This is a genomic window from Bradyrhizobium altum (assembly GCF_020889705.1).
In the GTDB taxonomy this organism is placed as follows: Bacteria; Pseudomonadota; Alphaproteobacteria; order Rhizobiales; family Xanthobacteraceae; genus Bradyrhizobium; species Bradyrhizobium altum.
The window spans coordinates 70,182-97,030 of sequence record NZ_JACMYP010000005.1; the positions used below are offsets into that span (position 1 = coordinate 70,182).

The 26,849-nt window shown below is 65.2% G+C and carries 27 protein-coding genes; 17 read left to right on the plus strand and 10 right to left on the minus strand.

The genetic code is table 11. The features are described 5' to 3' along the window. Positions 1-29: 29 nt before the first annotated feature. Complete coding sequence (locus H8B02_RS03340) at positions 30-350, minus strand: HigA family addiction module antitoxin (RefSeq protein ID WP_229164846.1); 321 nt, start codon at positions 348-350, stop codon at positions 30-32. Next, positions 322-606: a type II toxin-antitoxin system RelE/ParE family toxin gene (locus H8B02_RS03345; protein WP_229164870.1), complete on the minus strand. Its 285-nt coding sequence runs from the start codon at positions 604-606 to the stop codon at positions 322-324. The genes H8B02_RS03340 and H8B02_RS03345 overlap by 29 nt, the downstream gene beginning before the upstream one ends. A gap of 72 nt (positions 607-678) precedes the next feature. Here H8B02_RS03345 and mutY point away from each other — a divergent pair, with 72 nt between their 5' ends. Then, the gene (gene mutY / locus H8B02_RS03350) at positions 679-1,791 is read left to right on the plus strand and encodes an A/G-specific adenine glycosylase (RefSeq protein WP_512699901.1); all 1,113 of its coding nucleotides are present in this window, start codon (positions 679-681) and stop codon (positions 1,789-1,791) included. A gap of 69 nt (positions 1,792-1,860) precedes the next feature. Beyond that, positions 1,861-2,280: a PaaI family thioesterase gene (locus H8B02_RS03355; RefSeq protein ID WP_229164847.1), complete on the plus strand. Its 420-nt coding sequence runs from the start codon at positions 1,861-1,863 to the stop codon at positions 2,278-2,280. 160 nt (positions 2,281-2,440) lie between these two features. Here H8B02_RS03355 and H8B02_RS03360 read toward each other — a convergent pair whose 3' ends face one another. Then, on the minus strand, positions 2,441-3,709 hold the full coding sequence (locus H8B02_RS03360; RefSeq protein ID WP_229164848.1) for a flavin-dependent oxidoreductase: 1,269 nt from the start codon (positions 3,707-3,709) through the stop codon (positions 2,441-2,443). Positions 3,710-3,881: 172 nt separating this feature from the next. Between H8B02_RS03360 and H8B02_RS03365 the strand changes: the two genes are divergently transcribed. Beyond that, the gene (locus H8B02_RS03365; RefSeq protein WP_229164849.1) at positions 3,882-4,502 is read left to right on the plus strand and encodes a glutathione S-transferase family protein; all 621 of its coding nucleotides are present in this window, start codon (positions 3,882-3,884) and stop codon (positions 4,500-4,502) included. Positions 4,503-4,667: 165 nt separating this feature from the next. Here the strand turns inward: H8B02_RS03365 and H8B02_RS03370 are convergent, their stop codons facing one another. Beyond that, a complete protein-coding gene (locus H8B02_RS03370) occupies positions 4,668-5,582 on the minus strand; it encodes a LysR family transcriptional regulator (RefSeq protein WP_229164872.1) in 915 nt (304 codons plus the stop codon). A gap of 152 nt (positions 5,583-5,734) precedes the next feature. On the opposite strand from H8B02_RS03370, the gene H8B02_RS03375 reads away from it, so the two are divergent. Both H8B02_RS03375 and H8B02_RS03380 read left to right on the plus strand, forming a co-directional pair. Then, positions 5,735-6,178 (plus strand): nuclear transport factor 2 family protein, encoded by a 444-nt coding sequence (locus H8B02_RS03375; RefSeq protein WP_229164850.1) that lies wholly within the window; start codon positions 5,735-5,737, stop codon positions 6,176-6,178. Positions 6,179-6,182: 4 nt separating this feature from the next. Beyond that, on the plus strand, positions 6,183-6,359 hold the full coding sequence (locus H8B02_RS03380) for a DUF1127 domain-containing protein (RefSeq protein WP_229164851.1): 177 nt from the start codon (positions 6,183-6,185) through the stop codon (positions 6,357-6,359). Between the two features lie 67 nt (positions 6,360-6,426). Here the strand turns inward: H8B02_RS03380 and H8B02_RS03385 are convergent, their stop codons facing one another. The 3 genes from H8B02_RS03385 to H8B02_RS03395 all read right to left on the minus strand — a co-directional run bounded on the left by H8B02_RS03385 (position 6,427) and on the right by H8B02_RS03395 (position 9,043). Beyond that, positions 6,427-7,113 (minus strand): glutathione S-transferase family protein, encoded by a 687-nt coding sequence (locus H8B02_RS03385; RefSeq protein WP_229164852.1) that lies wholly within the window; start codon positions 7,111-7,113, stop codon positions 6,427-6,429. A gap of 134 nt (positions 7,114-7,247) precedes the next feature. Continuing rightward, positions 7,248-7,574 carry a hypothetical protein gene (locus tag H8B02_RS03390; RefSeq protein ID WP_229164853.1) on the minus strand — a complete coding sequence of 109 codons (327 nt, stop codon included), beginning with the start codon at positions 7,572-7,574 and terminating at the stop codon, positions 7,248-7,250. Between the two features lie 335 nt (positions 7,575-7,909). Next, positions 7,910-9,043, minus strand: a complete 1,134-nt coding sequence (locus H8B02_RS03395) for a site-specific DNA-methyltransferase (RefSeq protein WP_229164854.1) — start codon at positions 9,041-9,043, stop codon at positions 7,910-7,912. A 380-nt stretch (positions 9,044-9,423) separates the two neighbouring features. On the opposite strand from H8B02_RS03395, the gene ypfJ reads away from it, so the two are divergent. Beyond that, positions 9,424-10,356 carry a KPN_02809 family neutral zinc metallopeptidase gene (ypfJ, locus tag H8B02_RS03400; RefSeq protein WP_229164855.1) on the plus strand — a complete coding sequence of 311 codons (933 nt, stop codon included), beginning with the start codon at positions 9,424-9,426 and terminating at the stop codon, positions 10,354-10,356. 173 nt (positions 10,357-10,529) lie between these two features. Further along, positions 10,530-11,093 carry a molybdenum cofactor biosynthesis protein B gene (gene moaB / locus H8B02_RS03405; RefSeq protein ID WP_229164856.1) on the plus strand — a complete coding sequence of 188 codons (564 nt, stop codon included), beginning with the start codon at positions 10,530-10,532 and terminating at the stop codon, positions 11,091-11,093. Between the two features lie 134 nt (positions 11,094-11,227). Here moaB and H8B02_RS03410 read toward each other — a convergent pair whose 3' ends face one another. Beyond that, positions 11,228-12,169 carry a bifunctional helix-turn-helix transcriptional regulator/GNAT family N-acetyltransferase gene (locus tag H8B02_RS03410; protein ID WP_229164857.1) on the minus strand — a complete coding sequence of 314 codons (942 nt, stop codon included), beginning with the start codon at positions 12,167-12,169 and terminating at the stop codon, positions 11,228-11,230. A 93-nt stretch (positions 12,170-12,262) separates the two neighbouring features. After that, positions 12,263-12,832 carry a glycosyltransferase family protein gene (locus tag H8B02_RS03415; protein WP_229164858.1) on the minus strand — a complete coding sequence of 190 codons (570 nt, stop codon included), beginning with the start codon at positions 12,830-12,832 and terminating at the stop codon, positions 12,263-12,265. Between the two features lie 163 nt (positions 12,833-12,995). On the opposite strand from H8B02_RS03415, the gene H8B02_RS03420 reads away from it, so the two are divergent. The 4 genes from H8B02_RS03420 to H8B02_RS03435 all read left to right on the plus strand — a co-directional run bounded on the left by H8B02_RS03420 (position 12,996) and on the right by H8B02_RS03435 (position 17,466). Continuing rightward, positions 12,996-14,162 (plus strand): PA0069 family radical SAM protein, encoded by a 1,167-nt coding sequence (locus H8B02_RS03420; protein ID WP_229164859.1) that lies wholly within the window; start codon positions 12,996-12,998, stop codon positions 14,160-14,162. Between the two features lie 170 nt (positions 14,163-14,332). Beyond that, positions 14,333-14,779 carry a VOC family protein gene (locus tag H8B02_RS03425; protein WP_229164860.1) on the plus strand — a complete coding sequence of 149 codons (447 nt, stop codon included), beginning with the start codon at positions 14,333-14,335 and terminating at the stop codon, positions 14,777-14,779. A gap of 78 nt (positions 14,780-14,857) precedes the next feature. Beyond that, on the plus strand, positions 14,858-15,634 hold the full coding sequence (rnhB, locus tag H8B02_RS03430; protein ID WP_229164861.1) for a ribonuclease HII: 777 nt from the start codon (positions 14,858-14,860) through the stop codon (positions 15,632-15,634). Between the two features lie 326 nt (positions 15,635-15,960). After that, the gene (locus H8B02_RS03435) at positions 15,961-17,466 is read left to right on the plus strand and encodes a glycosyltransferase family 39 protein (protein WP_229164862.1); all 1,506 of its coding nucleotides are present in this window, start codon (positions 15,961-15,963) and stop codon (positions 17,464-17,466) included. A 94-nt stretch (positions 17,467-17,560) separates the two neighbouring features. Here H8B02_RS03435 and H8B02_RS03440 read toward each other — a convergent pair whose 3' ends face one another. After that, positions 17,561-18,370: a uracil-DNA glycosylase gene (locus H8B02_RS03440; protein WP_229164873.1), complete on the minus strand. Its 810-nt coding sequence runs from the start codon at positions 18,368-18,370 to the stop codon at positions 17,561-17,563. Between the two features lie 191 nt (positions 18,371-18,561). On the opposite strand from H8B02_RS03440, the gene H8B02_RS03445 reads away from it, so the two are divergent. From H8B02_RS03445 to H8B02_RS03470, 6 genes are all read left to right on the plus strand, one after another. Next, positions 18,562-20,220 carry an electron transfer flavoprotein-ubiquinone oxidoreductase gene (locus H8B02_RS03445; protein ID WP_229164863.1) on the plus strand — a complete coding sequence of 553 codons (1,659 nt, stop codon included), beginning with the start codon at positions 18,562-18,564 and terminating at the stop codon, positions 20,218-20,220. 430 nt (positions 20,221-20,650) lie between these two features. After that, the gene (locus H8B02_RS03450; RefSeq protein WP_229164864.1) at positions 20,651-22,438 is read left to right on the plus strand and encodes a tetratricopeptide repeat protein; all 1,788 of its coding nucleotides are present in this window, start codon (positions 20,651-20,653) and stop codon (positions 22,436-22,438) included. Positions 22,439-22,657: 219 nt separating this feature from the next. Continuing rightward, positions 22,658-23,545 (plus strand): 4-(cytidine 5'-diphospho)-2-C-methyl-D-erythritol kinase, encoded by an 888-nt coding sequence (locus H8B02_RS03455; protein WP_229164865.1) that lies wholly within the window; start codon positions 22,658-22,660, stop codon positions 23,543-23,545. 1,236 nt (positions 23,546-24,781) lie between these two features. Then, positions 24,782-25,708, plus strand: a complete 927-nt coding sequence (locus H8B02_RS03460; RefSeq protein WP_229164866.1) for an SMP-30/gluconolactonase/LRE family protein — start codon at positions 24,782-24,784, stop codon at positions 25,706-25,708. A gap of 108 nt (positions 25,709-25,816) precedes the next feature. Next, complete coding sequence (locus H8B02_RS03465) at positions 25,817-26,410, plus strand: GNAT family N-acetyltransferase (RefSeq protein WP_229164867.1); 594 nt, start codon at positions 25,817-25,819, stop codon at positions 26,408-26,410. Positions 26,411-26,438: 28 nt separating this feature from the next. Then, the coding region (locus H8B02_RS03470; RefSeq protein WP_229164868.1) for a GMC family oxidoreductase at positions 26,439-26,849 on the plus strand (411 nt) is incomplete at its 3' end.

A 26,849-nucleotide genomic window follows, 5' to 3' on the forward strand; every position in this document is an offset into this window, starting at 1 on the left:
AGGGGTTATAGCACGTTGCCGAGCCGCCATCAGGCCGCGCGCGGCCGGATGGCCTTGAGATCGCGGTCGATCTCGCGGCGCCGTTGCATCAGGTCATAATCCATCTGCAATCCGAGAAAGAACCCCTCCGAAACGCCAAAATAGCGCGCGAGACGCAGGTCGGTGTCGGCGGTGATGTCGCGTTTGCCGAGCACGATCTCGTTGATGCGACGGGGGGGCACATGAACGGCTCGCGCCAGTCCGTTCTGACTGAGGCCCATCGGGTTGAGGAACTCCTCGAGCAGGATTTCGCCGGGGTGGGGGTTGCGGAGCAGCCCGCTCTTAGTCGTGGTAGTCGACGATTTCGACATGTGCCGGTCCTCCTTCATCCCATACAAAGCAGATCCGCCATTGATCGTTGATGCGGATCGAATGCTGCCCCAACCGGTCGGCTCTCAGCGCCTCCAGGCGGTTGCCGGGCGGCACGCGCAGGTCACCCAATGCACGGGCTTGGTTCAGAAGACGAAGTTTCCTGAGCGCAACGTTCTGGATATCTGGCGGCAGTCTCTTGCCGCGCCGGCCCGACCAGATCAATGCTGTCTCGGGATCGGCGAAGCTCTGGATCATGTGCATACTATAACGCGTCGCGTTACAGTCTGCAATGAATAGCGCGGCGGTGTCTGATCCCCGAGGAGAAACGTGTCCCTGTCACGAGCGACCAAGCAAAGACCGTTGCGAGAAGCCGCCAACCGTCCGGCGCGGCTGCTGGCCTGGTATGACCGGCATCGCCGGCGGCTGCCGTGGCGTGCGGAGGCGGGGGAGCGGGCCGATCCGTACCGCGTGTGGCTGTCCGAGATCATGCTGCAGCAGACCACGGTCAGGGCGGTCGGACCCTATTTCGAGAAATTCCTGTCGCGCTGGCCCGACGTGACCGCGCTCGGCCGCGCCTCGCTCGACGACGTCCTCAGGATGTGGGCCGGGCTCGGCTATTATTCGCGGGCGCGCAACCTGCATGCCTGCGCGGTTGCGGTGCTGAACAACCATGACGGTGTCTTTCCGGACACCGAGGAGGGCCTGCGCGCGCTGCCCGGGATCGGGCCCTACACCGCGGCGGCGATCGCCGCCATCGCGTTCGACCGCCGCACCATGCCGGTCGACGGCAATATCGAGCGCGTGGTCACCCGGCTCTACGCGATCGAGGAGGCGCTGCCGCAGGCCAAGCCGCTGATCAAGGCGATGGCGGCGACACTGCTCGGCCCGTCCCGTGCCGGCGACGAGAACTCTCGCGCTGGCGATAGCGCGCAGGCGCTGATGGATCTCGGCGCCACCATCTGCACGCCGAAGAAGCCGGCTTGCGCATTGTGTCCGCTGAATGACGATTGCGCAGGCCGCATCCGCGGCGATCAGGAGACCTTCCCGCGCAAGGCACCGAAGAAGATCGGTACGTTGCGCCGCGGCGCCGCGTTCGTGGTGACGCGCGGCGGCGAGCTCCTGGTGCGTTCGCGCCCGGCAAAAGGCCTGCTCGGCGGCATGACCGAGGTGCCGGGATCGCAATGGCTTGCCGGGCAGGCGGATGCCGCCGCGCTGGCGCAGGCGCCGGAGCTCAAGGGCGTCACGCGCTGGCACCGCAAGACCGGCGTGGTCACCCATGTGTTCACACACTTTCCGCTCGAGCTCGTGGTCTATACGGCCAATGTTCCGCTGCGGACCCGCGCGCCGGACGGCATGCGCTGGGTGCCGGTGGCGACGCTGGACGGCGAGGCGTTTCCCAATGTGATGCGCAAGGCCATCGCGCACGGGCTGGATCTCTAGGGGGGAGGCGACCTGCTGACACCATGCTGGCAACAGGTCTCGGCTAGGACTTCCAAAACGGAGGCCGCCATGATCGCAACCGCACTCGACCGCATCCCGATGCCGCCAGTCGCCAAGCTGCTGGGGTGGCACGTGGCTGACGCACGTCCGCAGGACGGCTGGATCAGGATCGTGTTCGACGGCAAGCAGGATTTCTGCAATCCGGCCGGCTTCATCCAGGGCGGCATGCTCTCGGCGATGCTCGACGACACGATGGGCCCGGCGGTGTTCATCATGACCGAGGGCAGGCTCTTCACCACGACCATCACGATGAATGTGAATTTCCTCGCGCCTGCCAAGCCCGGACCGATCACCGGCGAGGCGACCGTGACGCAGCTCGGCAAGACCATCGCCTTCGTCGAGGGCCGGCTGACCGCCGCGGACGGCACGCTGCTCGCCACGGCGAGCAGCAGCATCCGCCTGGTAGAAGCGGCGCGGGCGCTGCGGTAGGGCCGCGCACGCTATAGCAAACCCGTCATGCTGAGGTGCGAGCGGAGCGAGCCTCGAAGCATGCACGGCCACCAGCGCGGGCCGTACACCCTTCGAGACGCCGCTTCGCGGCTCCTCAGGGTGACGGAATCACAGAGCGGCGCTTTGAGGCACGCAGCACTTAGGCTCCCGCCCGCTGCACGATCGGCGGCTTGGCGTTCAGCCCCTCGACCTGGAAGCCGGCGACGCGCTTGTAGTTGGCGGCAATGTCTTCCAGCTCCTGCTGCGACAGCACTTCGGTGACGACGCCAAAGCCGTTGGGCGCGCGCTCCTCGACCAGCTGCATGACCTGTTCCGGGCCGTTGCGGCGGTTCAGCATCACGAGATCGGTCGTCGCCGGACGCCGCTCGGCCTGATAGGCCAATAGCGCCGCCTGCGTCGGGCCATGCGCCAAAATCTCGCGCGTCAGCGTGCGCGCATCGAGGATCGCCTGCGAGGCGCCGTTGGAGCCGATCGGGTACATCGGGTGCGCGGCGTCGCCCATCAGCGTGACGCGGCCGAAGGTCCATTGCGGGATCGGATCGCGATCGACCAGCGGATATTCGTAGGCATGCGGACAGTTCCGGATCAGACCGGGCACGTCGAGCCAGTCGAAATTCCAGCTCTCGAACCACGGCAGGAACTCGTCGAGTTTTGCCGTGCGGTTATAGTCCTCGCGGCGCCACTGATAGGTCGGCGGCATGTGTCGCTCGGCGACCCAGTTGATGTCGAACTTGCCGTCGGCGCCGGCCTCCTTCGAGATCGGATAGCAGACGAATTTCAGGATCTCGTGGCCGGCCATGATCATGGTGCGGCCGGTCAGGAAGGCATTGCCGCGGGTAATGCCGCGCCACAGGATGCGGCCGTTCCAGATCGGCGGCCCTTCCTGCGGATAGAGCTTCTCGCGCACCGCCGAATGGATGCCGTCCGCGGCGATCAGCACTGCGCCGTCATAGCTGCCGGCGGGCTTGCCGGTGGCACGGTCGATGAAGTCGGCGCGAACGCCGTCGGCGGTCTCGGTCCAGCCGGTGAGATGATGGCTGGTAAGGATGTTCTCTGGCCCCAGCCGTTCGGTCGCGGCATCGAGTAGCAGCTGCTGCAGCCGGCCGCGATGGATCGAGAACTGCGGCCATTTATAGCCGGCCTCGAGGCCGCGCGGCTCGCTCCAGATCGGTTTGCCGTGCTTGGAGAAATAGGCGAGCTCGCGGGTGCGCACCGCGGATGCGTCGAGCACATCGTGCAGGCCGAGCTCGATCAGTTCGCGTACCGCATGCGGCAGCACGTTGATGCCGACGCCGAGCGGCCGCAATTCGGGCACGCTCTCCAAGACGCGGCAGGGCACGCCGATCTGGTGCAGGCTGAGCGCCAGCGTCAGCCCGCCAATTCCGCCACCTGCAATGAGCACAGTCATGAAAAGCCCTCTCGATTGGCCATGGTCATCGCATGGCGGCCCCGCTGCGGGCAAGGTCCGCGGCACCGCGCGGGGTGGACGGCAAAGGGGGCTGCCGCTAACGTCCGCCGCATCTCAAAACAAGCCAGGCCGGGTTCGCAACGAACCGACAAGGCCCGCAGAGGACAACGACATGCTCAAGCTCTACACCGCCCCCGGCACCTGCGCCCTCGCGTCCCACATTGCGCTGGCCGAGGCCGGCGCGCCCTATTCGGTCGAGCGGCTCGATTTCAAGATCAACCAGCAGAACAGCCCGGAGTATCTGAAGATCAATCCGAAGGGCCGCGTCCCGTCGCTGGTGACCGACCGCGGCGTGCTCACCGAGACGCCGGCGATGCTGGCCTACATCGCACAGACCTATCCGCAGGCGAAGCTCGCGCCGCTCGACGACGCCTTCGCATTCGCCAGGCTGCAGGCCTTCAATTCCTACCTCTGCTCGACGGTGCATGTCTGCCACGCCCACAAGATGCGCGGCGCGCGCTGGGCGACGCAGGAGACTTCGTTCGCCGACATGAAGACGATGGTCCCGAAGACCATGGGCGCCTGCTTCAACCTGATCGAGCGCGACATGCTGAAGGGCCCGTGGGTGATGGGCGACAGCTACACGGTCGGCGACGCCTATCTGTACACACTGACCCTCTGGCTCGATGGCGACGGGGTCGACATCGCGACCCTGCCCAAGGTGAAGGCGCATCGCGCCGCGATGGAGAGCCGCCCTGCGGTGCAGAAGGTGTTGGCCGAGCAGAGGGTGTAAGCGCGAGAAATTCGATGTCGTCCCGGGCAAGCGCAGCGCGACCCGGGACCCATAACCACCAACGATCATTGTTGCGGGACGCTGGGGCCGCAGCTCACTCTCACAACGCAATCCTGTGGTTATGGGTCCCGGCTTTCGCCGGGACGACGCGGGGATGGAGTGCCGCTACACCTTCCGCGTCTCCAGCTCCCGTCCGGTCTCCAGCATCAGCCGGCGCAGCCAGATCGAGCCGGGATCCATCTGGGCCCGTGTCGGATAGAACATGTGCTGCTCGTCGATGCCGGGATCGAGCGGCGGCGTCACCGTCAGCAGCGATAATTGCTTCGACAGCGCGGAGATCAACCGGCGCGGCACGAAGGCGACGAGGTCGGTGCGCGCGGTGACGTGCAGCGCCTCGATATAGCCCGGCACCACCAGCGCGATCCGCCGCTGGATGCCCTTGGCGCGCAGCCAGGTGTCGATCAGATCCTCGTTGTGGCCACGGATGATCACGGCGACATGCCGCGCGGCCAGGAACGCCTCGCGCTTCCTGAGTTTGACGCCGGCGGGGTGACCGCGTCGCACTGCGAGCGCATCGATGTCGGTGTAGAGCCGCTGGCGGTGAAATCCCTTGAAAGAGTTGCCGATCGAGATCACGAGATCGATGGTACGGGCGAAGTCGGGCGTGAAGATCGGGGAGCTCCGCCACGGCACCACGTCGATGGTGACGTTCGGCGCCAGCTGCGTCACCTTCTCCATCAGCCGCGGCATCAACAGCTCGACCGCGAGGTCGGGCATCATCAGGCGGAAATGCCGCTCGCTGCGCGCGGGGTCGAAATCATCGGACACGAACAGCGTGCGCACCTGGTCGAGTGCCTGCGCCAGCGGTGAACGCAGCGCCTGCGCCCGCGGCGTCAGCTCCATCCGCGCGCCGTTGCGCACCAGCAGCGGATCGCCGATCAGGTCGCGCAGCCGCTGCAGCGCGTGGCTTGTCGCGGGCTGCGACAGATTGAGCCGCATCGCGGCGCGGCTGACATTGGCATCGCGCAGCAGGGCGTCGAGCGCGACCAGCAGATTGAGGTCAAGCGAATTCAAATTCATCAGGTGAATATATATCATACCACCTATCGATTGGAAGAATGTGCGCCGGCGCCGCATGATCCGGGGGCAAGGCGTTCTCACGCGAAGCGAATGGCGCTTCGCTTGGGGAATTGCCTGAAAATCAGAGCCAATCCATCACAAGGAGACGCGCCATGAGCGCAGCCGACAACAAGAAACTGGTGCAGGAAATATTCGCGATCGCGGGCGATCCCGATCCCGCGGTGCGCGAGAAATCGCTGCTGGTGGCAAATCTCGCCGACGACGCGATCTGGACCGTGACCGGGCAATATTCCTGGTCGCGCACCTTCACCGGCAAGCAATCGATCATGAACGACCTGCATGGTCATGTCCGCTCCCGGCTGGTGGAGCGCGGCCGCACCATCGCCCATCGCTTCATCGCCGACGGTGACATCGTCGCGGTCGAGGCCAGGGGCAACAACCTCACCAAGGAAGGCCAGCGCTACGACAACGACTATTGCCTGGTGTTTCGTTTCGACGGCGGCCGGATCAAGGAAATCCGGGAATATTGCGACTCGGTGCTGACCGAGAAGGCACTTGGTCCGTTTCCGGCGGCCGCGGTTCGCGCGGCGAGTTAGGTGCTTGGTTGCCGGGCTCGCGGCGGCGCTCGCCTGGATCAGGCAGTGGCGTGAGAACCGGTGCGCATGGCGGCAGCTTGCCGCCATGAGTGAACGCGAGTTGCAGGATATCGGGATCTGCCGAGCCGACGTCGTCGACCACGGCCGCTATGACAAGGGCAGGCCGTACTGGCCGCCGTGAGAGCGAAAGGATCGCTGCATGCGAGGTGGGCAGGGCGCTGTGCGTCCTTGCCCACCCTGCGCAGTGCTTACGCCACCTTGGACTTGAGGTGGCCGAACATGATGTCGCGGGCTGCGTCGTCCATCTCCGCCTTGAAGGTGTGCTTGTCCTTCAGCGCGATCGCGCGCGCCGCCGCCGGCCGCGCCGAGATCTCGTCGACCAGCCGCTTCACGTTCGGATATTTGGCGTAGCCTTCCTCGCCGAGGATAAACGGCGCCATCCGCGCCCAGCCCCAGAACGCCATGTCGACGATCGTGTAGCTGTCGCCGACCATGTAGCGTGATTTCGCCAGGTGATCGTCGAGGATCTTGTAGTGGCGATGCGCCTCGTACTGGTAGCGGTTGTTGGCGTAGTCGAGGTCCTTCGGCGCGAAATGCTTGAAATGCACCGCCTGGCCGGAATACGGGCCGAGCCCGGTCGCGATGAACATCAGCCAGGACAGCGTCGCGGCGCGGTTGGCGGGCGTGTTGGCGGGCAGGAACTTGCCGTTCTCCTCGGCGAGGTAAAGCAGGATGGCGTTGGAGTCGAACACCAGCACCCCGTCGTCATCGATCGCCGGCACCTTGCCGTTCGGGTTGACCATGAGGAATTCCGGCGCGAACTGCTCGCCCTTGCGGGTGTCGACCGGGATCGCCTCGAACGGCAGGCCGGATTCTTCCAGGAACAGGGCAACCTTGTTCGGGTTCGGCGCACCGTTGAAATAGAATTTGATCATGAAGGGACTCCCTTGGTTCTTGTGACCGGCGAGATCGGGACGCGGCGGGGCAAGGCCGCTTGCCCCCTCATGCGCAAAATTCGCTGCAATGCGCAAGCGACGAGTTTGTGAATCAGGGTCGCGTGGCGCGCCGGTCAGCCGGCCCAGAAGAAGCCCAGGATACCCGCGACGATCAGCGCAACGCCCGCGACGTCCAGCACGGCGGCGGAGCGGGTCGCGGCGTGCAGGTTGGAAAGCCGCGTCGCACGCTCGGAGCCGCGGGCATAGCCGTGCACGATGATCTCTTCATTAAACTCGCCATGCGCCTCGAGGGCGAGCGTCAGGCCGACGCAGACCAGCAGGATGCCGAAAATGATCAGGCCGAAGAATCCGAGCAGGCCGATCAGCAGCATCGGAAACATGCCGAGCAGGAAGACCGGCAACAGCGGCACCAGCAGCAAGGTCTCGGATTGTCTTCGCATCGGGCGACCAATCGAAACGGCGAGTGACGGAGGTCAATGTAGGTCCGCCGCCGCGGCGCAACAAGGCGGCCACGTTCAAGATGGCGTCATCTTTTGTCATTCCGGGGCGCCGCGAAGCGGTGAGCCCGGAATCCATTGCGCCACTTGCTCTGCGGCCCAATGGATTCCGGGCTCTCGCTTCGCGAGCCCTCAGATGCGCAATTGCGCATCGGGGAATGACAGAGATAGAGGACCGTAGGATTGGTGGAGCGAAGCGATACCCATCGATCACACGGCACGAAGGTGATGGGTTTCGCTTCGCTCTACCCATCCTACGGTGCCGCATTCGCGGACGCTCAGCCCACCGCCATCTCGGAGCGGATCTCGGCGCGCAGCTCGTCGATCAGCCGCAGGCCCGTCTTGGTCTCGACGTGCCAGAAGGTCCAGCCGTTGCAGGCGCCGGAGCCCTGCGCGACCGCGCCGATGCGGTGGATCGAGCCGACCTTGTCGCCGAGCATGATGGCGCCGTCGGCGCGCACCAGGGCGCCATGGCGCTTCTTGGCATCGACCAGTTTCGCGCCGGGCACGATCATGCCGCGTTCGATCAGTTCGGAGAATGCCACCCGCGGCGCCTCGCGTGCGGTCATGAACGGGGCCAAGGTCTCGGCCGGCAGCGGCTCGATCGCGGCGATGCGCGCTTCGGCGGCGGCGGCATAGGTCCGGTCGCGCTCGAAGCCGATATAGTTGCGGCCGAGCCTTTTGGCGACCGCGCCTGTCGTTCCGGTGCCGTTGAACGGATCGACCACGAGATCGCCGGGCTTCGACGACGACAGCAGCACGCGCGCGAGCAGCTGCTCGGGCTTCTGCGTCGGATGGACCTTCTTGCCGTCGTCGCCTTTGAGGCGTTCCTCGCCGGTGCACAGCGGGATCAGCCAGTCGGAGCGCGCCTGCACGTCCTCATTGGACGCCTTCAGCGCTTCGTAATTGAAGGTGTAGCCCTTGGCTTTCTCGTCGCGCGCGGCCCAGATCATGGTCTCGTGCGCGTTGGTGAAGCGGCGGCCGCGGAAATTCGGCATCGGATTGGACTTGCGCCACACGATGTCGTTCAGGAGCCAGAAGCCGAGGTCCTGCATGATCGCGCCGACGCGGAAGATATTGTGATAGGAGCCGATCACCCACAGCGTTGCCGACGGCTTCATCACGCGGCGACAGGCCAGCAGCCAGGCGCGGGTGAAGTCGTCATAGGCAGCGAACGACGAGAACTTGTCCCAGTCGTCGTTGACGGCATCGACATGCGATTCGTCGGGGCGTTTGAGATCGCCCTTGAGCTGCAGATTGTAGGGAGGATCCGCGAAGACCAGGTCGACCGAGCCGGCCTGAAGCTTCGACAACTCGGCCACGCAATCGCCAATGACGATGTGGCTCGACGGGGCACTCTCAAATTTAGTGCGGGGCGCCCTTGCAGACGCCCCGCGACGCGACACTACCATGACTCAAGAACTCTGACTCAGGCGACGCTGTCGGCGACGCGGGACTAAACAACCGACTGGCGCCACATTGACCCGGCAAAGTAAAAATCGACTTAATTGGAAATGTTCATGCAAAAGATTGCAGCAGTTTTTGAACGGCGTGGCGCATTGTCGTTTGCGTTGTGCTGCAACATCAGCGCGTTCGGCAAAAAAATTTGCGGATCATCAAACCGGCACGATTCGGCCGGTAAACTGGCCGCTGCTTGCGGTGTTAGCAGCGCAAGGGATGCGCGTCTGCGGACTAGGCAATTTTTGCCGGGCAGGATATTGATTAACAGAATGGAAATTTTAGGTTGGTGTGTCCCGCAATGGGGCGCCGACTGGAATGAAGGGAAACCGCCATGCGCTATGATGATTTCCGCCGCAGCGACGATATCGAAGACCGTCGCGACGACAGCGGAGGCGGCGGCGGTGGTGGCTTCGGGATTCCGATGGGCGGCGGTGGCGGGCTCGGCATCGGCACGGTCATTGTGCTTGGCCTGCTCGGCTATGCCTTCGGCATCGATCCGCGCATCCTGATCGGCGGCGCCGAGATTCTCACCGGCGGCGGCCAGGCGCCGAGCTACCAGACCGATCGCCAGTCGTCGGGCGGGCAGGCCAAGCGCGGCGCGCCGACCGACGAGATGGGCAGCATGATCGCCGGCATCCTCGGCGAGATCGACGATCGCTGGAGCGAGATCTTCCAGGCCAGCGGCCAGACCTACACCGGTCCGAAGATCGTGCTGTTCCGCAACGCCACCAATGGCGGCCGCTGCGGCATGGCGCAGTCGGCGATGGGACCGTTCTACTGCCCGCCGGACAAGACCATCTTCCTCGACACCGGCTTCTTCCGCGAGGTCGAGACGCGCTTCCGCGGCTGCTCGGGCAACGCCTGCAAATTCACCGCGGCCTATATCATCGCGCATGAGGCCGGCCATCACATCCAGAACCTGCTCGGCATCATCCCGCGGGTGAACCGGCTGCAGCAGCAGGCCGGCAGCAAGGCCGAGGCCAACGCGCTGCAGGTCAAGGTCGAGTTGCAGGCCGATTGTCTCTCCGGCGTCTGGGTCAACCGCGAGGAGAAGAAGCGGCCGGGCTTCCTCGAGGCCGGCGACATCGACGCCGCGCTGACCACGGCGAACGCGATCGGCGACGACACGCTGCAGCGGCAGGCGACGGGCAGGGTGGTGCCTGATTCCTTCACCCACGGCTCCGCCGCGCAGCGCAAGCAATGGTTCATGACCGGCTACCAGCAGGGCACCGTGCAGGCCTGCAACACGTTCGGCGGCGGGTAACTGCTGCCGCGATGGCGTGAGGGTCATGATGGCCCGCCGCCAGTGGCGTCATCCTGAGGTGCTCGCCTCTTGGCGAGCCTCGAAGGATGACGGAGCCCGCGGCCCATCCGTCGAGGCGCGCTGACGCGCGCACCTCAGGATGACGGTGGAATGTGCGGAAGGAGCGCACTGTCATGTCTTCGACCGACGAATCCAAAACCTTCATCCCGCTCAACATCGCGGTGCTGACGATTTCCGACACCCGCACGCTGGCGGATGACAAGTCGGGCACCACGCTGGCCGACCGTCTGACTGCGGCCGGCCACAAGCTCGCGGCACGAGAGATCGTCACCGACGATGTCGAGGCGATTAGGGCTGTGATCAGGCGCTGGATCGCGGACCCCGGCGTCGATGCCGTCATCAGCACCGGCGGCACCGGCTTCACCGGCCGCGACGTGACGCCGGAGGCGGTCGAGCCGCTGTTCGAGAAGCGGATGGACGGCTTTTCGATCGCCTTCCACATGCTGAGCCATGCCAAGATCGGGGCATCGACGATCCAGAGCCGCGCCACCGCCGGTGTTGCGGGCGCGACCTTCATCTTCTGCCTGCCCGGTTCGCCCGGCGCCTGCCGCGACGGCTGGGACGGCATCCTGGCCGCGCAGCTCGACTACCGCACGCGGCCCTGCAATTTCGTCGAGATCATGCCGCGGCTGGATGAACATTTGCGCCGCGCCAAGGCGAAGGGCGCGAGCGCGTAGCCGTCATCCCCTCGCTCGTCATTGCGGGGCGCGCGAAGCGCGAGCCCGGAATCCATTTTGCCGCAGGTTCTGTGGCCCGATGGATTCCGGGTTCATCGCTGCGCGATGCCCCGGAATGACGACGGGGAGGGGCCCTACAACTCCAGCTCCCACGTTTCCCCGACCAGGTCGACGCCAAAACTGTGGTGCTTCCCTTCCTTGACGCGCTCAAAGCCGGCACGCGCATAGATGCCGCGCGCGGCGACCAAAATGCTCTGGGTCCACAGCGTCATCTTCCTGTAGCCCATCTCGCGTGCGGAGCGGACGCACTGGTCGACCAGTGCGCGGCCGACGCCGAGCCCGCGCGCCTTCTCCTCCACCGCCAACAGCCGCAGCTTGGCGACCCCGTCGCCGCCGTTGACCAGGAAGACCGAGCCGACCGGCTCGCCGTCGACCTCCGCGATCCAGCAATGCTCACAGGCCGGATCGAACGATCGCAGAAACTGCGCGCAGATCTCGGCCACCAACGCCTCGTAGCTGATGTCCCAGCCGTATTCCTCCGCGTAGGCGCGACCCTGTTGCGAGATCACCCACCCGATGTCGCCGACGCGATGACTGCGCAGCAGGAAACCCACCGGCTTCTCGGCCGGCGGCTCCAGCGACTGCTCGATCGTGCTCATGGCACGCACCACGGCCGCACGCCGGTCGCCGTCCATCTGCTTTAGCAGCGCCCCGACCTCGTTGCGCGAGCGGCTGTCGAGGTCGGCGGCAGCAGTGCGGCCCTTGGCGGTGAGGGCCACCTCATTGACGCGCTTGTCGGCCTTTGACGGCTTGCGCGTCACGATCTGGCGGCGCTGCAGTGCCTGTAGCGTGCGGCTGACGAAGCCGGCATCGAGGTCGAGATCGCGCACCAGGTCGGTCGCGGTGCAATCGGCGCGATGCGCGAGCTCGTAGATGATCCGCGCTTCCTGCAGCGTGAATGGGGAGTGCAGCAGCTTCGGCTCGATGATGCCGAGCTTGCGGGTATAGAACCGGCTGAAGCCGCGGACCGCGGCGACCTGGCTCTCGAGGGCGGTGTCATGGAAGTTTGATTTCATCAAACATATTATTTGACGGAATCAAATAATTCGCAAGCGCTTTCTAGCGCTGTTGCTTCGCGCGAACCGGTATCTGCTTCGCTTGAATATGCCTTACGCCACCATGATCCGGCTGCGCAGCATGGTGCGGGAGGAGCGGCCGAGCCGGCGCAGCAGGCGCGCCTCGGAGCGGCGGGCGTCCGGCCGGTAGCCGCCGATCCGCTCGTAGTGCTCGCGTGCGATCAAGAGGCCCTGTTCGGCCGAGGGGCCGGTGATCATCCGGGCGACGAATTTGAGGCCGTCGCGCAGACCGGGGTCGGTATAGGGCGCGCGGGCGTAGCGGAAGATGCCGGCGCGGTCCTTGCCGCTCGCTGCCACCATCTGGATGAACTGGGTGGTCTCCTCGATCCAGCCCGCATCGAGCACCGCACCCGGATGCAGGAACATCAGCCAGGGCGAACGCGCCTGCCGCGCACCTGCCGCAAGCGCCGCGGCGCGCGTGCCCTCGAAACGTAGGAAGCCGCAGCCGGCGACGTCGGCGACGCGCTCGATCACGTCGCTATCGGTGCGGTCGACCAGCAGCACCTCGCGGACGACGCCGGCGGCTGCGCCCGGCACCAGCGCCGCCAATGTTGCGACCGCGGTGCGCTCGACCCCGTCGGTGGGAATGATCACGCTCAGCATGATTTGAGGCTTCGCTGGCTCAAACGGTGGAGAAACTCCGGCCGTGTTATCACCTTGTCATATTCAAAGCAGCCTTTTCGCCTGCAGATTTTTACGCCATCACTTTGTGGATTTTCTCAGCTCTTGTTCTTGATTTGTTCTCGCGCTGTGTTAGCTTCAAAGCATGAGCCGAGCATCCTCTCATGCCCTCAAGCACCCGCCGGTAACGGCGCCCTCCGATAACCCGGCGGGTGCACCCACCCCTTTTCCCGAGCTTGCGGTCGCGATCGAGCGCGAGCGGCGGCGCGGCCGCGGCGCGCAGTCCAACGCCAGCGGCCGCTACGAGGCCGAGGCGCGGGTTGCCTTCGACGACGGCTGGCAGAGCCTCGACGACCTGCCGCCGTTTTCGACCAGCGTGGCGCTCGACACCTCACGCAAGGTGATCACGCGCAACGACTCGCCCGATATCGGCTTCGACCGCTCGATCAATCCCTATCGCGGCTGCGAGCACGGCTGCGTCTATTGCTTCGCGCGGCCGACCCACGCCTATCTCGGCCTGTCGCCGGGCCTCGACTTCGAGTCGAAGCTGTTCGCCAAGCCGGATGCGCCCGCGCTGCTGGAAAAGGAGCTGGCGGCGCCCGATTACGAGGCGCGGATGATCGCGATCGGCACCAACACCGATCCCTATCAGCCGATCGAGCGCGAACGGAAAATCATGCGCGGTATCCTCGAGGTGCTGGAGCGCGCCGGCCATCCGGTCGGCATCGTCACCAAGTCGGCGCTGGTGACCCGCGACATCGATATTCTCGCGCGGATGGCCAAGCGCAATCTCGCCAAGGTCGCGCTCTCGGTGACGACGCTCGACCCGAAGCTCGCCCGCACCATGGAGCCGCGCGCCTCGACCCCGTCGAAGCGGCTCGAGGCGATCAAGCGGCTCGCGGATGCCGGCATCCCGACCACGGTGATGGTCGCGCCCGTGATCCCGGCGCTGAACGATTCCGAGATCGAGCGCATCCTCGATGCCGCCGTGCATGCCGGCGCCAGGGAGGCGAGCTATGTGCTGCTGCGGCTGCCGCTCGAGGTGCGCGATCTGTTCCGCGAATGGCTGATGGCGAACTATCCCGACCGCTATCGTCATGTCTTCACGCTGATCCGCGACATGCGCGGCGGCCGCGATTACGACTCGCAATGGGGCACAAGGATGAAGGGCACCGGCCCGATGGCCTGGATGATCGGCCGCCGTTTCGAGATCGCCTGCGAAAAGCTCGGTCTCAACAAGCGGCGCACCAAGCTGACCACCGATCATTTCGCCAAGCCGAAGCGCAGCGGGCAGCAGCTCAGTTTGTTCTAGGTGAGGACCCGTGGGTGCGTAGCCCGGATGCAGCCAACGGGTCGCGCGAACGCGCGCCCGATGACAGGCTCCGCGAAATCCGGGGCCTTGCGTCCGCGGCCAAAACTTTCCCGGATTGCGCTTCGCTCCATCCGGGCTACGAAGAAGAAGTCAAAACAGTGAGTGCAACAATGAGTAACGCCCCGATCGCCCGCTTTACCGTCCTCACGCTCGGCGTCAGCGACATGCGCGCCAGCATCGCCTTTTACGAATCGCTCGGCTTCACCAGAAAGATGCGCGCGACCGGCGAGGAGGTCGCTTTCTTCGAGACCGGCGGCACCGTGCTCGGGCTGTTCCCGTGGCATCTGCTCGCCGCCGATGCCGGACTGCCCGATCAGCCGCGGCCTTCAGCGTTCCGCGGCGTTGCGATTGCCTGGAACTGCAACGACGATGCCGAGGTCGATCGTGTGATGGCGTTCGCGCTGTCGAAAGGTGCCACATTGCTCAAGCCCGCGCAGCCGACGAGCTATGGCGGCTATTGCGGATATTTCGGCGATCCCGACGGCCACGCCTGGGAAGTGGTGCGCGCGCCGGGTTTTGAGGTTCTCGATAGCGGGCGGGTGTCGATCCCTGATTAGAGCGAGCCGAATTGAATAACGGGGAAGGGCGCCGGGTTCCCGGTTGCGTCGCGGAGCCGGCTTAATCACCATCCCCGCATGATTCGGGACAAGTCCAAAAGCGCGACAAAAACCACGTCGAAGAAGGCGCCGGCCAAATCAGCCAGGCCGGAGAAGCGCGTCGTCGCCGTGACGCGGCCGAGCTTCCGGCGCGAGCGCGCACTGATCAAGCGCGGCATTTGGCCGGTCGCCGGCTGCGACGAGGCCGGGCGCGGCCCGCTGGCAGGTCCCGTGGTCGCCGCCGCCGTAGTGCTGGATCCCGCTCGCGTTCCCAAGGGCCTCGATGATTCCAAGCGGCTGACCGCCGAGCGCCGCGAGGAACTGTTCGAGGAAATCTGCGCCACCGCAGCGTTCTCGGTCGCGGTGGCCTCGCCGGCGCGAATCGACCGCGACAACATCCTGCGCGCCTCGCTGTGGGCGCTGGCGCGCGCCGTCCACGCGCTGCCGGAAATGCCGAAATACGTCTTCGTCGATGGCCGCGACAAGCTCGCCACGCCCTGCGACTGCGACGCCGTGATCGGCGGCGACGGCATCGTGGCCTCGATCGCGGCGGCCTCGATCATTGCCAAGGTCACCCGCGACCGCCTGATGTGCGCGCTGGCGCTGGATTGCCCTGGCTACGGTTTCGAGCAGCACAAAGGCTATGGCGTCCCCGAGCACCTCGAGGCGCTGGACCGGCTCGGCCCCAGCACCCATCACCGCAGCTTCTTCGCCCCCGTCGCCGCCGCGCGGCTGAAGCATTTCCCGGTCCCGGCCGAGCCCGACCTGTTCACGGTGGACGCGGAAAGCCAGGCCGCGGCATCGGCGGCGGCATAGAGCGCATCGGCTCCAACCCACCCAACGCTGTCATCGCCCGGCTCTCGCCGCCTCCGCTAAAGCTTTGGCGCGCCTAGGATCACAGCCTCGTCGAAGCCTCGGCGGAGACGGGACCGGGCGATCCGGTATTCCAGAGACAGTCGTGTTCAAGCCCAGCCGCCGCGGCGTACTGGATGCCTCGCCTTCGCGGGGCATGACATCTTTGTTTGGCTTTGCACGGTAGACTCACCGGCCCCCGTTGCCTCCACCGCCGCCGCCGTTTATCAAAACCCTCGGGATCAGATGGCGCCGCTCCGTGCGGGTGGCTGGGGCATTTCAGGCGTTTCATGCGGTTTACCTCCCTGGTTGTCGAACTGATCCGCGCCCGGCCGCGCCTCGTGGTGTGGGTCGTCGTGCTGGTGCAGGCGGCGATCTGGCTGTTGCTGCCGTTGATCTTCTACGGCAGCCCGCCCGGTAATCTCGCCACCGTCCTCGCCTTCGGCCGCGAGTATCAGGTCGGCACCGACATGGGGCCGCCGCTTTCGTTCTGGCTCGCCGACATCGCCTTCCGCGCCGCCGGCAATCACGTCTTCGGCGTCTATCTGCTGGCGCAGGTCTGCGAAATCGCCACCTTCATCGCCTTCTACCAGCTGGCGCGCGCCATCGTCGGCGGTCCGCAGGGCGTGCTGGCGGTGCTGCTGTCGATGACGGTCGTGGTGTTTTCCTCGCCAAGCGTCGAGTTCGGCCCGCTGATCCTGGCGCGTCCGCTGTGGGCGCTCCTGCTGCTGCATTCCTGGCAGCTGATCGGGCAAAACCGGCGCGCCGCCTGGTTCGCCTGGTCGATCGACTGCGGCCTGCTGCTGCTGACGACACCGGCGGCGCTCGGCATGATCCTGCTCGTGGTCGGCTTTGCGCTCGCAACCGAGCGCGGGCGCCGCACGCTGCGCGCGGTCGATCCGCTCTATGCGCTGCTGGTCATCATCGTGTTGGCGCTGCCCTATCTGATCTGGCTGGTCCGCGCCGACGTGCTGGCGCTGCCGGCCTTGCCCGCGGCTGCCGATCTCAAGGCGCGCGCGCTGCGCTGGGGCGTCGTGCTCGGCGGGCTGATCGTGGCGACCGCTGCGATCGTGCTGCTGGCGATCCTCAATTCGCGCTGGTTCGCCCGCGACCGTGAGGATGCCCCGATCATCTACCGTCCGCCGGTCAGTCCGCTGGCGCAGCACTTCGTTTATTTCTTCGCGTTTGCGCCGGCGATCGCGAGCAGCTTCGTCTCCGGGCTGTTCGATCTGGATCGCGCCTTCGGCGGCGCCGGCGTGGCGCTGCTGATGTCGGGGCTCGCGGTCGTCGTCGCGACCGGCGATCTGATCCATCTCAGGCGGCAGCGGCTGTTGCGCTCGGTGTGGGCCTTCGCTGTCGCGGCGCCCGCCGCGGTCGCGCTGGCGGCGGCGCTGTTCTTGCCCTGGACCAGCACCACCGAGGTGCCGACCTCGCTGCCGGCAGCAGCGATGGGACGTTTCTTCGACGACAGCTATGAACGCCGCACCAATCAGCGCCTGCGCGCGGTGGCCGGCGATCCCGAGCTCGCCAGCCTGATTGCGATGAACGGACGCCGTCCGCATCTTTTGCTCGACGCCGCGCCGCAACGGACGCCGTGGCTGTCGGTCGCAAAGTTCAACGAGACCGGCGGCGTCGTGGTCTGGCGCGCGCAGGACACCGCCGGCACGCCGCCGCCCGAACTCGCGCAACGCTTCCCCGGCCTGGTGCCGGAAGTGCCGCGCTCGTTCGACCGGCTGGTCAACGGCCGGCAGCCGGTGCTGCGGATCGGCTGGGCGATCGTGCGGCCGAAGGGGTAGGGATCAGTAGATCTGTAGGATGGGTAGAGCGAAGCGAAACCCATCGATTGATGCTCGCTGCGCTAATGATGGGTTTCGCTGCGCTCTACCCATCCTACGAAGCAAGCACCTTCGCGATCGCGCGCAGATCCTGCCACGACAACCGCTTGTAGGACGGCGAGCGCAACAGATAGGCCGGATGGAAGGTGGCGACGGCGCGGATCGTGCGCGTGCCGGTGTCGTAGTTGATCCATTTGCCGCGCGTGCGCATGATGCCCTCGCGCGTGCCGAGCAGCGCCTGCGTCGAGGGATTGCCGAGCGTCACCAGCACGTCGGGATTCACCAGCTCGATATGGCGCTGGATGAAGGGCAGGCACACCTGCGTCTCTTGCGGCGTCGGCGTGCGGTTGCCCGGCGGCCGCCACGGGATGACGTTGGCGATATAGGCTTTGCTGCGATCGAGCCCGATCGCCGCGATCATGCGGTCGAGCAGCTTGCCGGAGCGGCCGACGAACGGCAGCCCCTCGATGTCCTCGTCGCGGCCCGGCGCCTCGCCGACGAACATCACGCGCGCCTGCGGATTGCCATCGGCGAACACCAGCCGGGTCGCGGTGTGCTTCAGCGCGCAGCCGTCGAATGTCTCCATCAGCGTGCGCAAGGCTTCAAGCGTCGGCGCGGTGCCAGCGGCCTCGCGCGCGGAGGCGATGGCGGCGTCCGGCGCAATGGTGATTTCGCTGCGCGGAACGGCCGGCATCGGAGGCGGGCGCAGCGGATTGAGTACGGCGGGACGCGGCGCGGCGGGGGCGGGAACTGGCTCGGGCTCTTCCAGCCGGTTGATCGGCTCGTCACCAAGCGCGCAATCGACCCCGGCCTCGAGGTAAAAGGCCAGCAATTGCTGCAGTGTAGGGGTGGGCTCGGGCGTCAGGGCCATGATCGGCGCAATCTAGAGCATGGAGGAGAAAAGTGGAGGCTCGATTTCGGAAAAGATTATTCTCTGCGTATCCGGGCCGTGCAAAGCCATGGAAGCGCAATTCCATGGTTGTCCTTCCGCGAAAAATCGGAAACAACGACTTTTGAAAAGCTTAGTAGCGTTCTCAATGGGCTGAGATCAAGATCATGAGTGCTGAAGACCTTCCCCCGCGCGAGTCTATGGAATTCGATGTCGTCATCGTCGGCGCCGGCCCCTCGGGCCTGTCGGCCGCGATCCGGCTGAAGCAGCTCAATCCCGAGCTCTCGATCGTCGTGGTGGAGAAGGGCTCCGAGGTCGGCGCGCACATCCTGTCGGGGGCGGTGATCGATCCGGTGTCGCTCGACAGGCTGATCCCGGACTGGCGCGAGGACGCGGACTGTCCGCTGAAGACGCAGGTCAAGGAAGACCGCTTCTACTGGACGACGTCGCAGGGCTGGTTCCGCATCCCGAACTTCATCATGCCGCCGTTGATGCACAACCATCACAACTATATCGGCTCGCTCGGAAATGTCTGCCGCTGGCTGGCGCCGAAGGCGGAAGCGCTCGGCGTCGAGATCTACCCGGGCTTTGCCGCCACCGAAGTTCTCTATGACGACAAGGGCGCGGTGCGCGGCATCGCGACCGGCGACATGGGCATCGCCAAGGACGGCAGCCACAAGGATTCCTACACCCGCGGCATGGAGCTGCTCGGCAAGTACACGTTGTTCGCCGAAGGCGCGCGCGGCTCGCTGTCGAAGCAGCTGATCGCGAAGTTCAAGCTCGACGCCAACTCCGAGCCGCCGAAATTCGGCATCGGGCTGAAGGAGGTCTGGCAGATCGATCCGGCCAAGCACCGCAAGGGACGGGTTCAGCATACGCTGGGATGGCCGCTGAACGACAAGACCGGCGGCGGCTCGTTCCTCTATCATTACGACGACAACCGCGTCGCGGTCGGCTTCGTCGTGCATCTGAACTACAACGACCCGTATCTGTCGCCGTTCGACGAGTTCCAGCGGATGAAGACGCATCCCGACATCCGCGAGCTGTTCGAGGGCGGCAAGCGGCTTGCCTATGGTGCGCGCGCCATCACCGAGGGCGGCTACCAGTCGGTGCCGCGGCTCTCTTTCCCGGGCGGCGCGCTGATCGGCTGCGCAGCCGGCTTCGTCAACGTTCCGCGCATCAAGGGCGTTCACAATGCGATGGGCTCCGGCATGCTCGCCGCCGAGCATGTCGCGGCCGCGCTCGGCGCCGGTCGCGCCAATGACGAGCTCGTCGAGTACGAGAATGCCTGGCGCTCGTCCGCGATCGGCAAGGACCTGTTCAAGGTCCGTAATGCCAAGCCGTTGCTGTCGAAGTTCGGCAACCTGCTCGGAATGGCGCTCTCCGGCTTCGACATGTGGTGCAACACGCTCGGCTTCTCGCTGTTCGGCACCCAGTCGCACGCCAAGCCCGACCGCAAGACGCTCGATCCGTCCAAGCAGCACCAGCCGATCGCCTATCCGAAGCCGGACGGCAAGATCTCTTTCGACAAGCTGTCGTCGGTGTTCCTGTCCAACACCAACCACGAGGAGGACCAGCCGGTCCATCTCAAGGTCGCCGACATGAATCTGCAGAAGACGTCGGAGCACGACGTGTTCGCCGGTCCCTCGAACCGCTATTGTCCGGCCGGTGTCTATGAGTGGGTCGAGGAATCGGCCGGCCCGCGCTTCCAGATCAACGCCCAGAACTGCGTCCACTGCAAAACCTGCGACGTGAAGGACCCCAACGGCAACATCACCTGGGTTCCTCCGGAGGGCGGCGGCGGTCCGAACTACGAGGCGATGTAAGAGTAGGGCGAAGACGGCCGACCACATTTGCGTGAGGCCGGTTGCAGCGTCCGCTGTCCTCTCCTCGCCTGGAGCGGCCGGATTGCACCGGCGGATACAAATGGTGAGGCGGAACAGGGGCCGCGGCGCCAGTATCCGGCGCTTTTTGCTTCCGCACGCGAATATGCCGGGGCCGGTCACGATACTGCCATAGTGGGAGGGTCTTGCGGTGAGCTGGCTGGATCGGCGGGCCTAACGGCCTAATCTGCCAATCGATTCGGCATGGGTTACCTTTGGGCGATCCTTGCGGATAAACGCCAAAAGCGGCATTGTCGCTCGCCGGGATGCCGCCGCTTGGGTTCGCATTTTGAGACTGATCGCAGGATCTTGTCGCGAAGATCTTGGCCGTAAATCCTTCGTGGCCTTAAACCCCTGGAGCAAGGCGACCGTGATGCTGTCCACCCGATTCAACCGCCTGACGATTGCCGTTCTTGCTGCCGCGGCGCTTGCAGTGCCTGCCCAGCTTGCGGCGCAGACACCAGACCATCCGACCGACAATACCGCGCAATTCCCAAGCAAGACCGACCTGAAGTCGCTGACCACCGCCGGCAGCTATCTGGCCGCCCGCCACGCCAGTGTCGAGCGCGATGCGGCCTCCGCCGCCGCGTTCTACCGCTCGGCGCTGCGCACCGATCCGAAGAATTCCGAGCTGCTCGACCGCGCCTTCATCTCCTCGCTCGCCGACGGCGACATCGAGGAGGCGGTGAAGCTCGCCGACCGCATCCTGATCCAGGACAAGGCCAACCGCGTCGCCCGCCTCGTCGTCGGCGTGCGCGACCTCAAGCTGAAGAAATACGCCGCCGCGCAGTCCAACATCAACCAGTCGGTCCGCGGCCCGATCACCGATCTGGTGGCCACGCTGCTGTCGGCCTGGGCGGCCTATGGCGCCGGCGACAGCAAGGGCGGGGTCGCCTCGATCGACAAGCTGACCGGCCCCGAGTGGTATCCGATCTTCAAGGATCTGCACGCCGGCATGATCTACGAGCTGTCCGGCAAGGAGAAGGATGCCGGCGCCCGCTTCGAGAAGGTCTACAAGCTCGACGATTCGATGCTGCGCACGGTCGATGAATATGCGCGCTGGACCTCGCGCAACAAGGATGCCGCCGCCGCGACCGCGATGTACGAGGCGTTCGACAAGAAGCTGCCGCGTCATCCGCTGGTGCTGGAGGGTATCAAGGAAACCAAGGCGGGCAAGAAGCTGCCGCCGCTGATCGATTCACCGCAGGCCGGCGCCGCCGAGGCGCTGTACGGCATCGGCGCGACGCTGACCCGCCGCGGCGGCGAGGACCTCGCATTGGTCTATCTGCAGCTCGCGCTCTATCTGCAGCCGAACCATCCGCTGGCGCTGCTGTCGCTCGCCGATCTCTATGAATCGGTGAAGAAGCCGCAGATGGCGATCAAGGTCTATGAGCGGATGCCGGCGTCCTCGCCGCTGAAGCGCAACGCGCAGATCCAGCTCGCGACCAATCTCGACGCCGCCGACCGTAGCGACGAGGCGATCAAGATCCTCAAGGAAGTCACCACGGATCAGCCGAAGGACATCGAGGCGATCCTGGCGCTCGGCAACATCGAGCGCGGCCGCAAGAAGTTCGCCGACTGCGCCACCACCTATTCGCAGGCGATCGACGCGCTGCCGGCCGCCGGCGGCGACAAGAACGCCTGGGTCACCTATTACTACCGCGGCATCTGCGAGGAGCGCTCCAAGCAGTGGAACAAGGCCGAGGCCGACATGCGCAAGGCGCTCGAGTTGCAGCCCGAGCAGCCGCATGTGCTGAACTATCTCGGCTATTCCTGGATCGACCAGGGCATCAACCTCGACGAAGGCATGAAGATGATCAAGCGTGCCGTCGATCAGCGCCCTGACGACGGCTACATCGTCGATTCCCTCGGTTGGGCCTTTTACCGGATCGGCAATTACGACGACGCGGTGAAGAACCTCGAGCGCGCGATCGACCTGAAGCCGGAAGATCCGACCATCAACGACCATCTCGGCGACGCCTACTGGCGCGTCGGCCGCACGCTGGAAGCCAAGTTCCAGTGGGCGCATGCGCGCGACCTCAAGCCCGAGCCGGAAGAGCTGCCGAAGATCCAGGCCAAGATCGACAACGGCCTGCCGGACGACACCTCGAACGCCGCCTCCGCCGACAAGAAGAAGGACGACGACGGCAAGGGCGGCTGATCGGCCGTCCGCGCACTTATCTCCGGAAAATGCTGTGATGCCCGGGCCTGGTCCCGGGCATCGACGTTTCTGGCCTGAACTCGCAGATGGCCGGGCGATGACGGTTTGCCCGCGCCCAGCGCATGCCAAAGGCGGAATTTCGGTGCAAACAAAGGGATAGGATCGTGAGGCGATTTACGCTAATCGCAGCACAATGTTTGTTTTTAGGGGTTTATCGCCGTGCCGGCGCTGATTGAAGAAGGGCGTGCCAAGGTCAACCTGACGCTGAAGGTTGTCGGGCGGCGCGTCGATGGGTTTCACGACCTGGAGAGCGTCGTCGCGTTTGCCGATTGCGCCGATCGTCTCACGCTTGAGCCGGGGTCCGAGCTGTCGCTCTCGATGCTGGGGCCGCTGGCCGATGCCTGCGGCGATACATCGGATAATCTGGTGCTCAAGGCCGCGCGGCTGCTCGGCGAGCGCGTCGCGGACCTCGAGGTCGGCCACTTCACGCTGGAGAAGGTGCTGCCCGTTGCGGCCGGCATCGGCGGCGGCTCGGCGGATGCCGCGGCTGCGCTGCGGCTGCTGGCGCGGCTCAACGAGCTCTCGCTCGACGACAGCAGGATCATGGAGGTCGCGCTGCAGACCGGCGCCGACGTGCCGGTGTGCGTCGCCTCGCGCGCCTGTGACATGACCGGCGTCGGCGAGGGGCTGCTGCCGCTCGACCTGCCGAAAATGCCCTGCGTGCTGGTCAATCCGCGCGTGCCGGTTGCGACCAAGGATGTCTTCAATGCGCTCGGCCTGCGCCATGGCGAGCTTCTGATCGGCGCCACCGATGTCGTGATGCAGGGACCGTCCTGGCCGGACGCCGGCCGCGCGGTCGACGACTGGATCGCGGCGCTTTCGCGCGGCACCAACGATCTCGAAGCCTCCGCCGCGCGCATCGAGCCCGTCATCAGCGACGTCTTGTCGGCGCTGCGTGCGACCAAGGGCGTTCGCCTGGTGCGCATGTCGGGCTCCGGCGCGACCTGCTTTGCGGTGTTCGGAACCGACGCCGATGCCGAGGCCGCCGGCGAAAAGCTCCGCGCCGCGCATCCCGGCTGGTGGGTGCATGCGGGCGCGCTGAGCTAGCTAGCGCGCGTCCATTCTTCCTCCGTCATTCCGGGGCGCGCGTAGCGCGAGCCCGGAATCCATCGGGCTGCATCACTCGGGGATGAATGGATTCCGGGCTCGTGCTTCGCACGCCCTCAGGTGCGCAATTGCGCACCGGGAAATGACGCACGGGGTGCGACAAACTGCCCCGACGGGCAACTCAGATTGCACGTTGGGTAGAGCGCAGCGAAACCCATCGCTTTGTACCCGTGGCGCCAATGATGGGTTTCGCTACGCTCTACCCATCCTACGCAGCTGCGCGCCGTCAGCGCTCACTAATTTGTTCCGATTTTCAGAATTTAACTTGACGCCTGACCCAACTCAGATGTTCAATACATGCGTCTCACCCGATCGAGGGGCGCTTCGCGGTCGTCACGAACGCGGGTTGAGATGCGGTGGACGCGGATCGTGCAACTGACGAGTGCGCGTGAAGCGGACGGTGAAGTCGTGTGGTCCTGACGCCCTAGCGGCAGGTGTCTTTTCACAAAACGCGAACGCGTCTTGTGAAGACGGTGACAAACAAGCCCAGTCTCACCGGGGAGAGCACGAAATAAGCCGTAACCCATCGCGCAGGGAAAGCCGGATTGCTCCGGTTACACCTGTGGTCCTACCCCCGAGCTTTCTACCTTTTGCTCGGGGCCCATGGGTGCGATCGGCACCCGGTTTTCCCTGCGCCCTCATCAAGAGCGAGGGCGGAACGAGAAGCAAAGCTCGGACGGATCACGTCGCGAGAATGCGGATGTATGACTCAAAAGTCGAGCCACACATTCAGTGTCGTGCCGGGCTTGACCCGGGACCCATAACGACAAATGGAAGTTGTTGCGCGACGCTGGGGCCACAGCCCTCTTCAACCAACACGACCCTGTGGTTATGGGTCCCTGCTTTCGCAGGGACGACGATTATGGATGCAGGCCGTGCCAAATTCGCTGTCGTCCTGGCGAAAGCCAGGACCATTACCCCAAATGAGAATTGTTGTGCGATGCTGACGCAACGATCCCATTCGTTACCAGGTGCGGTGGTTATGGGTCCTGGCTTTCGCCAGGACGACGTTGTGGGTGTGGTTAAGGTGCGGCCCAACACCTCAACGCCGGGCAGCGTTGTGCCCCTGATTGCTTGGCAAGCCAAATCCCGTTTGCCATAACAGGATGAAACAACAACGTTGCGCGTGCGGGACCGTTCGGAATCCGCCGGCAGCAAATGAGCCGGGAGGATGCCATGGCCAATATCCGAGTTCTCGCCACCGATCTCGAGTTTCCCGAAGGTCCCGTCGTCATGCCCGACGGTTCGGTCGTGCTGGTCGAAATCCGCGGCCAGCGGCTGACCCGGGTCTATCCCGACGGCCGCAAGGAGATCGTGGCCAAGGTGCCGGGCGGCCCGAACGGCGCGGCGCTCGGCCCCGACGGCAAGATGTACGTCTGCAACAATGGCGGCTTCTCCTGGATCCCGACCCGCAACATGATCATGCCGGGACCGCAGCCGGAGGATTATCTCGGCGGTTCGATCCAGCGCGTCGATCTGCAATCCGGCAAGGTCGAGACCGTGGTGACGAAGTGCGGCGAACATGAGCTGCGCGGGCCGAACGATCTGGTGTTCGACAGGCAGGGCGGCCTGTGGTTCTCCGATCTCGGCAAGCGCCGCGCCCGCGAGATGGATGTCGGCGCATTCTATTATCTGAAGCCCGGCATGAACGAGATCGCCGAGGCCGTGCACGGCATCCTGCCGGCCAACGGCATCGGCCTGTCACCGGACGAAAAGACCGTCTACATCGCGGAGACCCCGACGGCGCGGCTGTGGGCCTATGAGGTGTCCGAGCCCGGCACCATCAAGCCGCGCGACGTGATCTATCGCGGCGAGCGCGGCAAGCCGATCGCGGGTCTCGGTGGCTACCAGATGTTCGACTCGCTCGCAGTCGAAGCGTCGGGCAATGTCTGCGTCGCGACGCTGATCTCGGGCTGCATCTCGGTGATCGCGCCTGACGGCACCGTGGTCGAGCAGGTGCCGACCGGCGACCGCGTCACCACTAACATCGCCTTCGGCGGCCCCGACCTGAAGACCGCCTACATCACGCTGTCGGGCAAGGGCGAGCTGATCGCGATGGACTGGTCGCGGCCGGGATTGCCGCTGAATTTTCTGAATAAGTGACGTAAGAACGTCATTGCGAGCGAAGCGAAGCAATCCATGCAGCCACGAACACGGAGGGAGTGGATTGCTTCGTCGCTTCGCTCCTCGCAATGACGGAAAGGAATCAAAATGCCCTGGCTTGAACCGGTCACCCTTCGCGGCGCGCATGCGCGGCTCGAACCGCTGTCCCATGATCATCGCGACGGTCTCGTCGACGCAGTGAAGGACGGCGGTCTCTCTCAACTCTGGTACACCTCGATCCCGCAGCCGGAGAACATGGCCAAGGAGATCGACCGAAGGCTCGGCCTGCAGGCGGCCGGATCGATGCTGCCGTTCACCGTGTTCGATGCCGACGGCCGGATCTCGGGCATGTCGACCTACATGAACGTCGACACGCCGAACCGCCGCGTCGAGATCGGCTCGACTTGGTACGCCAAGCGTGTGCAGCGCAGCGCGGTCAACACGCAGTGCAAACTGCTGCTGCTCCAACACGCCTTCGAGAAGCTCGATTGCATCGCGGTCGAGTTCCGCACGCATTTCTTCAATCACCAGAGTCGGCGCGGCATCGAGCGTTTGGGCGCCAAGCAGGACGGCATCCTGCGCAGCCATCAGATCGCGCCCAACGGTACGTTGCGCGACACCGTGGTTTACAGCATCATCGCCAGCGAATGGCCGACGGTGAAGGCGCATCTCAATTATCAACTCAACGAAAAGCCGCGCTGACACTTTGGTCGGCGCCAGAAGCGAGACGATGGAAACGTTCGATTATGTGATCATCGGCGCAGGCTCCGCCGGGAGCGTGCTGACCAACCGGTTGAGTGAAGACGCTGCCGTCACGGTGTGCGTGCTCGAGGCGGGGCCGAGCGACTGGCATCCCTACATCCATCTGCCGGCCGGCTTCATCAAGACCTTCCACATGAAGAGCGTGAACTGGGCCTACCAGCAGGAGGTGGGTCCCTACACCGGCGGGCGCAGCATCTACGCGCCGCGCGGCAAGACGCTCGGCGGCTCGTCCTCGATCAACGGCCACATCTACAATCGCGGCCAGCGCCAGGATTTCGACACCTGGGCGCAGCTCGGCAATCGCGGCTGGGGCTATCCCGACGTGCTGCCGTACTTCCGGCGCATGGAGAGAAGGATCGGCGAGGGCGACGACACCTAT

Bases quoted from the DNA above. Each gene is read 5' to 3' on its own strand.
- H8B02_RS03340 (WP_229164846.1), bottom strand. From the start codon at position 350: ATGTCGAAATCGTCGACTACCACGACTAAGAGCGGGCTGCTCCGCAAC.
- H8B02_RS03345 (WP_229164870.1), bottom strand. From the start codon at position 606: ATGATCCAGAGCTTCGCCGATCCCGAGACAGCATTGATCTGGTCGGGC.
- H8B02_RS03355 (WP_229164847.1), top strand. From the start codon at position 1,861: ATGATCGCAACCGCACTCGACCGCATCCCGATGCCGCCAGTCGCCAAG.
- H8B02_RS03360 (WP_229164848.1), bottom strand. From the start codon at position 3,709: ATGACTGTGCTCATTGCAGGTGGCGGAATTGGCGGGCTGACGCTGGCG.
- H8B02_RS03365 (WP_229164849.1), top strand. From the start codon at position 3,882: ATGCTCAAGCTCTACACCGCCCCCGGCACCTGCGCCCTCGCGTCCCAC.
- H8B02_RS03370 (WP_229164872.1), bottom strand. From the start codon at position 5,582: ATGAATTTGAATTCGCTTGACCTCAATCTGCTGGTCGCGCTCGACGCC.
- H8B02_RS03375 (WP_229164850.1), top strand. From the start codon at position 5,735: ATGAGCGCAGCCGACAACAAGAAACTGGTGCAGGAAATATTCGCGATC.
- H8B02_RS03385 (WP_229164852.1), bottom strand. From the start codon at position 7,113: ATGATCAAATTCTATTTCAACGGTGCGCCGAACCCGAACAAGGTTGCC.
- H8B02_RS03390 (WP_229164853.1), bottom strand. From the start codon at position 7,574: ATGCGAAGACAATCCGAGACCTTGCTGCTGGTGCCGCTGTTGCCGGTC.
- H8B02_RS03395 (WP_229164854.1), bottom strand. From the start codon at position 9,043: ATGGTAGTGTCGCGTCGCGGGGCGTCTGCAAGGGCGCCCCGCACTAAA.
- ypfJ (WP_229164855.1), top strand. From the start codon at position 9,424: ATGCGCTATGATGATTTCCGCCGCAGCGACGATATCGAAGACCGTCGC.
- moaB (WP_229164856.1), top strand. From the start codon at position 10,530: ATGTCTTCGACCGACGAATCCAAAACCTTCATCCCGCTCAACATCGCG.
- H8B02_RS03410 (WP_229164857.1), bottom strand. From the start codon at position 12,169: ATGAAATCAAACTTCCATGACACCGCCCTCGAGAGCCAGGTCGCCGCG.
- H8B02_RS03415 (WP_229164858.1), bottom strand. From the start codon at position 12,832: ATGCTGAGCGTGATCATTCCCACCGACGGGGTCGAGCGCACCGCGGTC.
- H8B02_RS03420 (WP_229164859.1), top strand. From the start codon at position 12,996: ATGAGCCGAGCATCCTCTCATGCCCTCAAGCACCCGCCGGTAACGGCG.
- H8B02_RS03425 (WP_229164860.1), top strand. From the start codon at position 14,333: ATGAGTAACGCCCCGATCGCCCGCTTTACCGTCCTCACGCTCGGCGTC.
- rnhB (WP_229164861.1), top strand. From the start codon at position 14,858: ATGATTCGGGACAAGTCCAAAAGCGCGACAAAAACCACGTCGAAGAAG.
- H8B02_RS03435 (WP_229164862.1), top strand. From the start codon at position 15,961: ATGCGGTTTACCTCCCTGGTTGTCGAACTGATCCGCGCCCGGCCGCGC.
- H8B02_RS03445 (WP_229164863.1), top strand. From the start codon at position 18,562: ATGAGTGCTGAAGACCTTCCCCCGCGCGAGTCTATGGAATTCGATGTC.
- H8B02_RS03450 (WP_229164864.1), top strand. From the start codon at position 20,651: ATGCTGTCCACCCGATTCAACCGCCTGACGATTGCCGTTCTTGCTGCC.
- H8B02_RS03460 (WP_229164866.1), top strand. From the start codon at position 24,782: ATGGCCAATATCCGAGTTCTCGCCACCGATCTCGAGTTTCCCGAAGGT.
- H8B02_RS03465 (WP_229164867.1), top strand. From the start codon at position 25,817: ATGCCCTGGCTTGAACCGGTCACCCTTCGCGGCGCGCATGCGCGGCTC.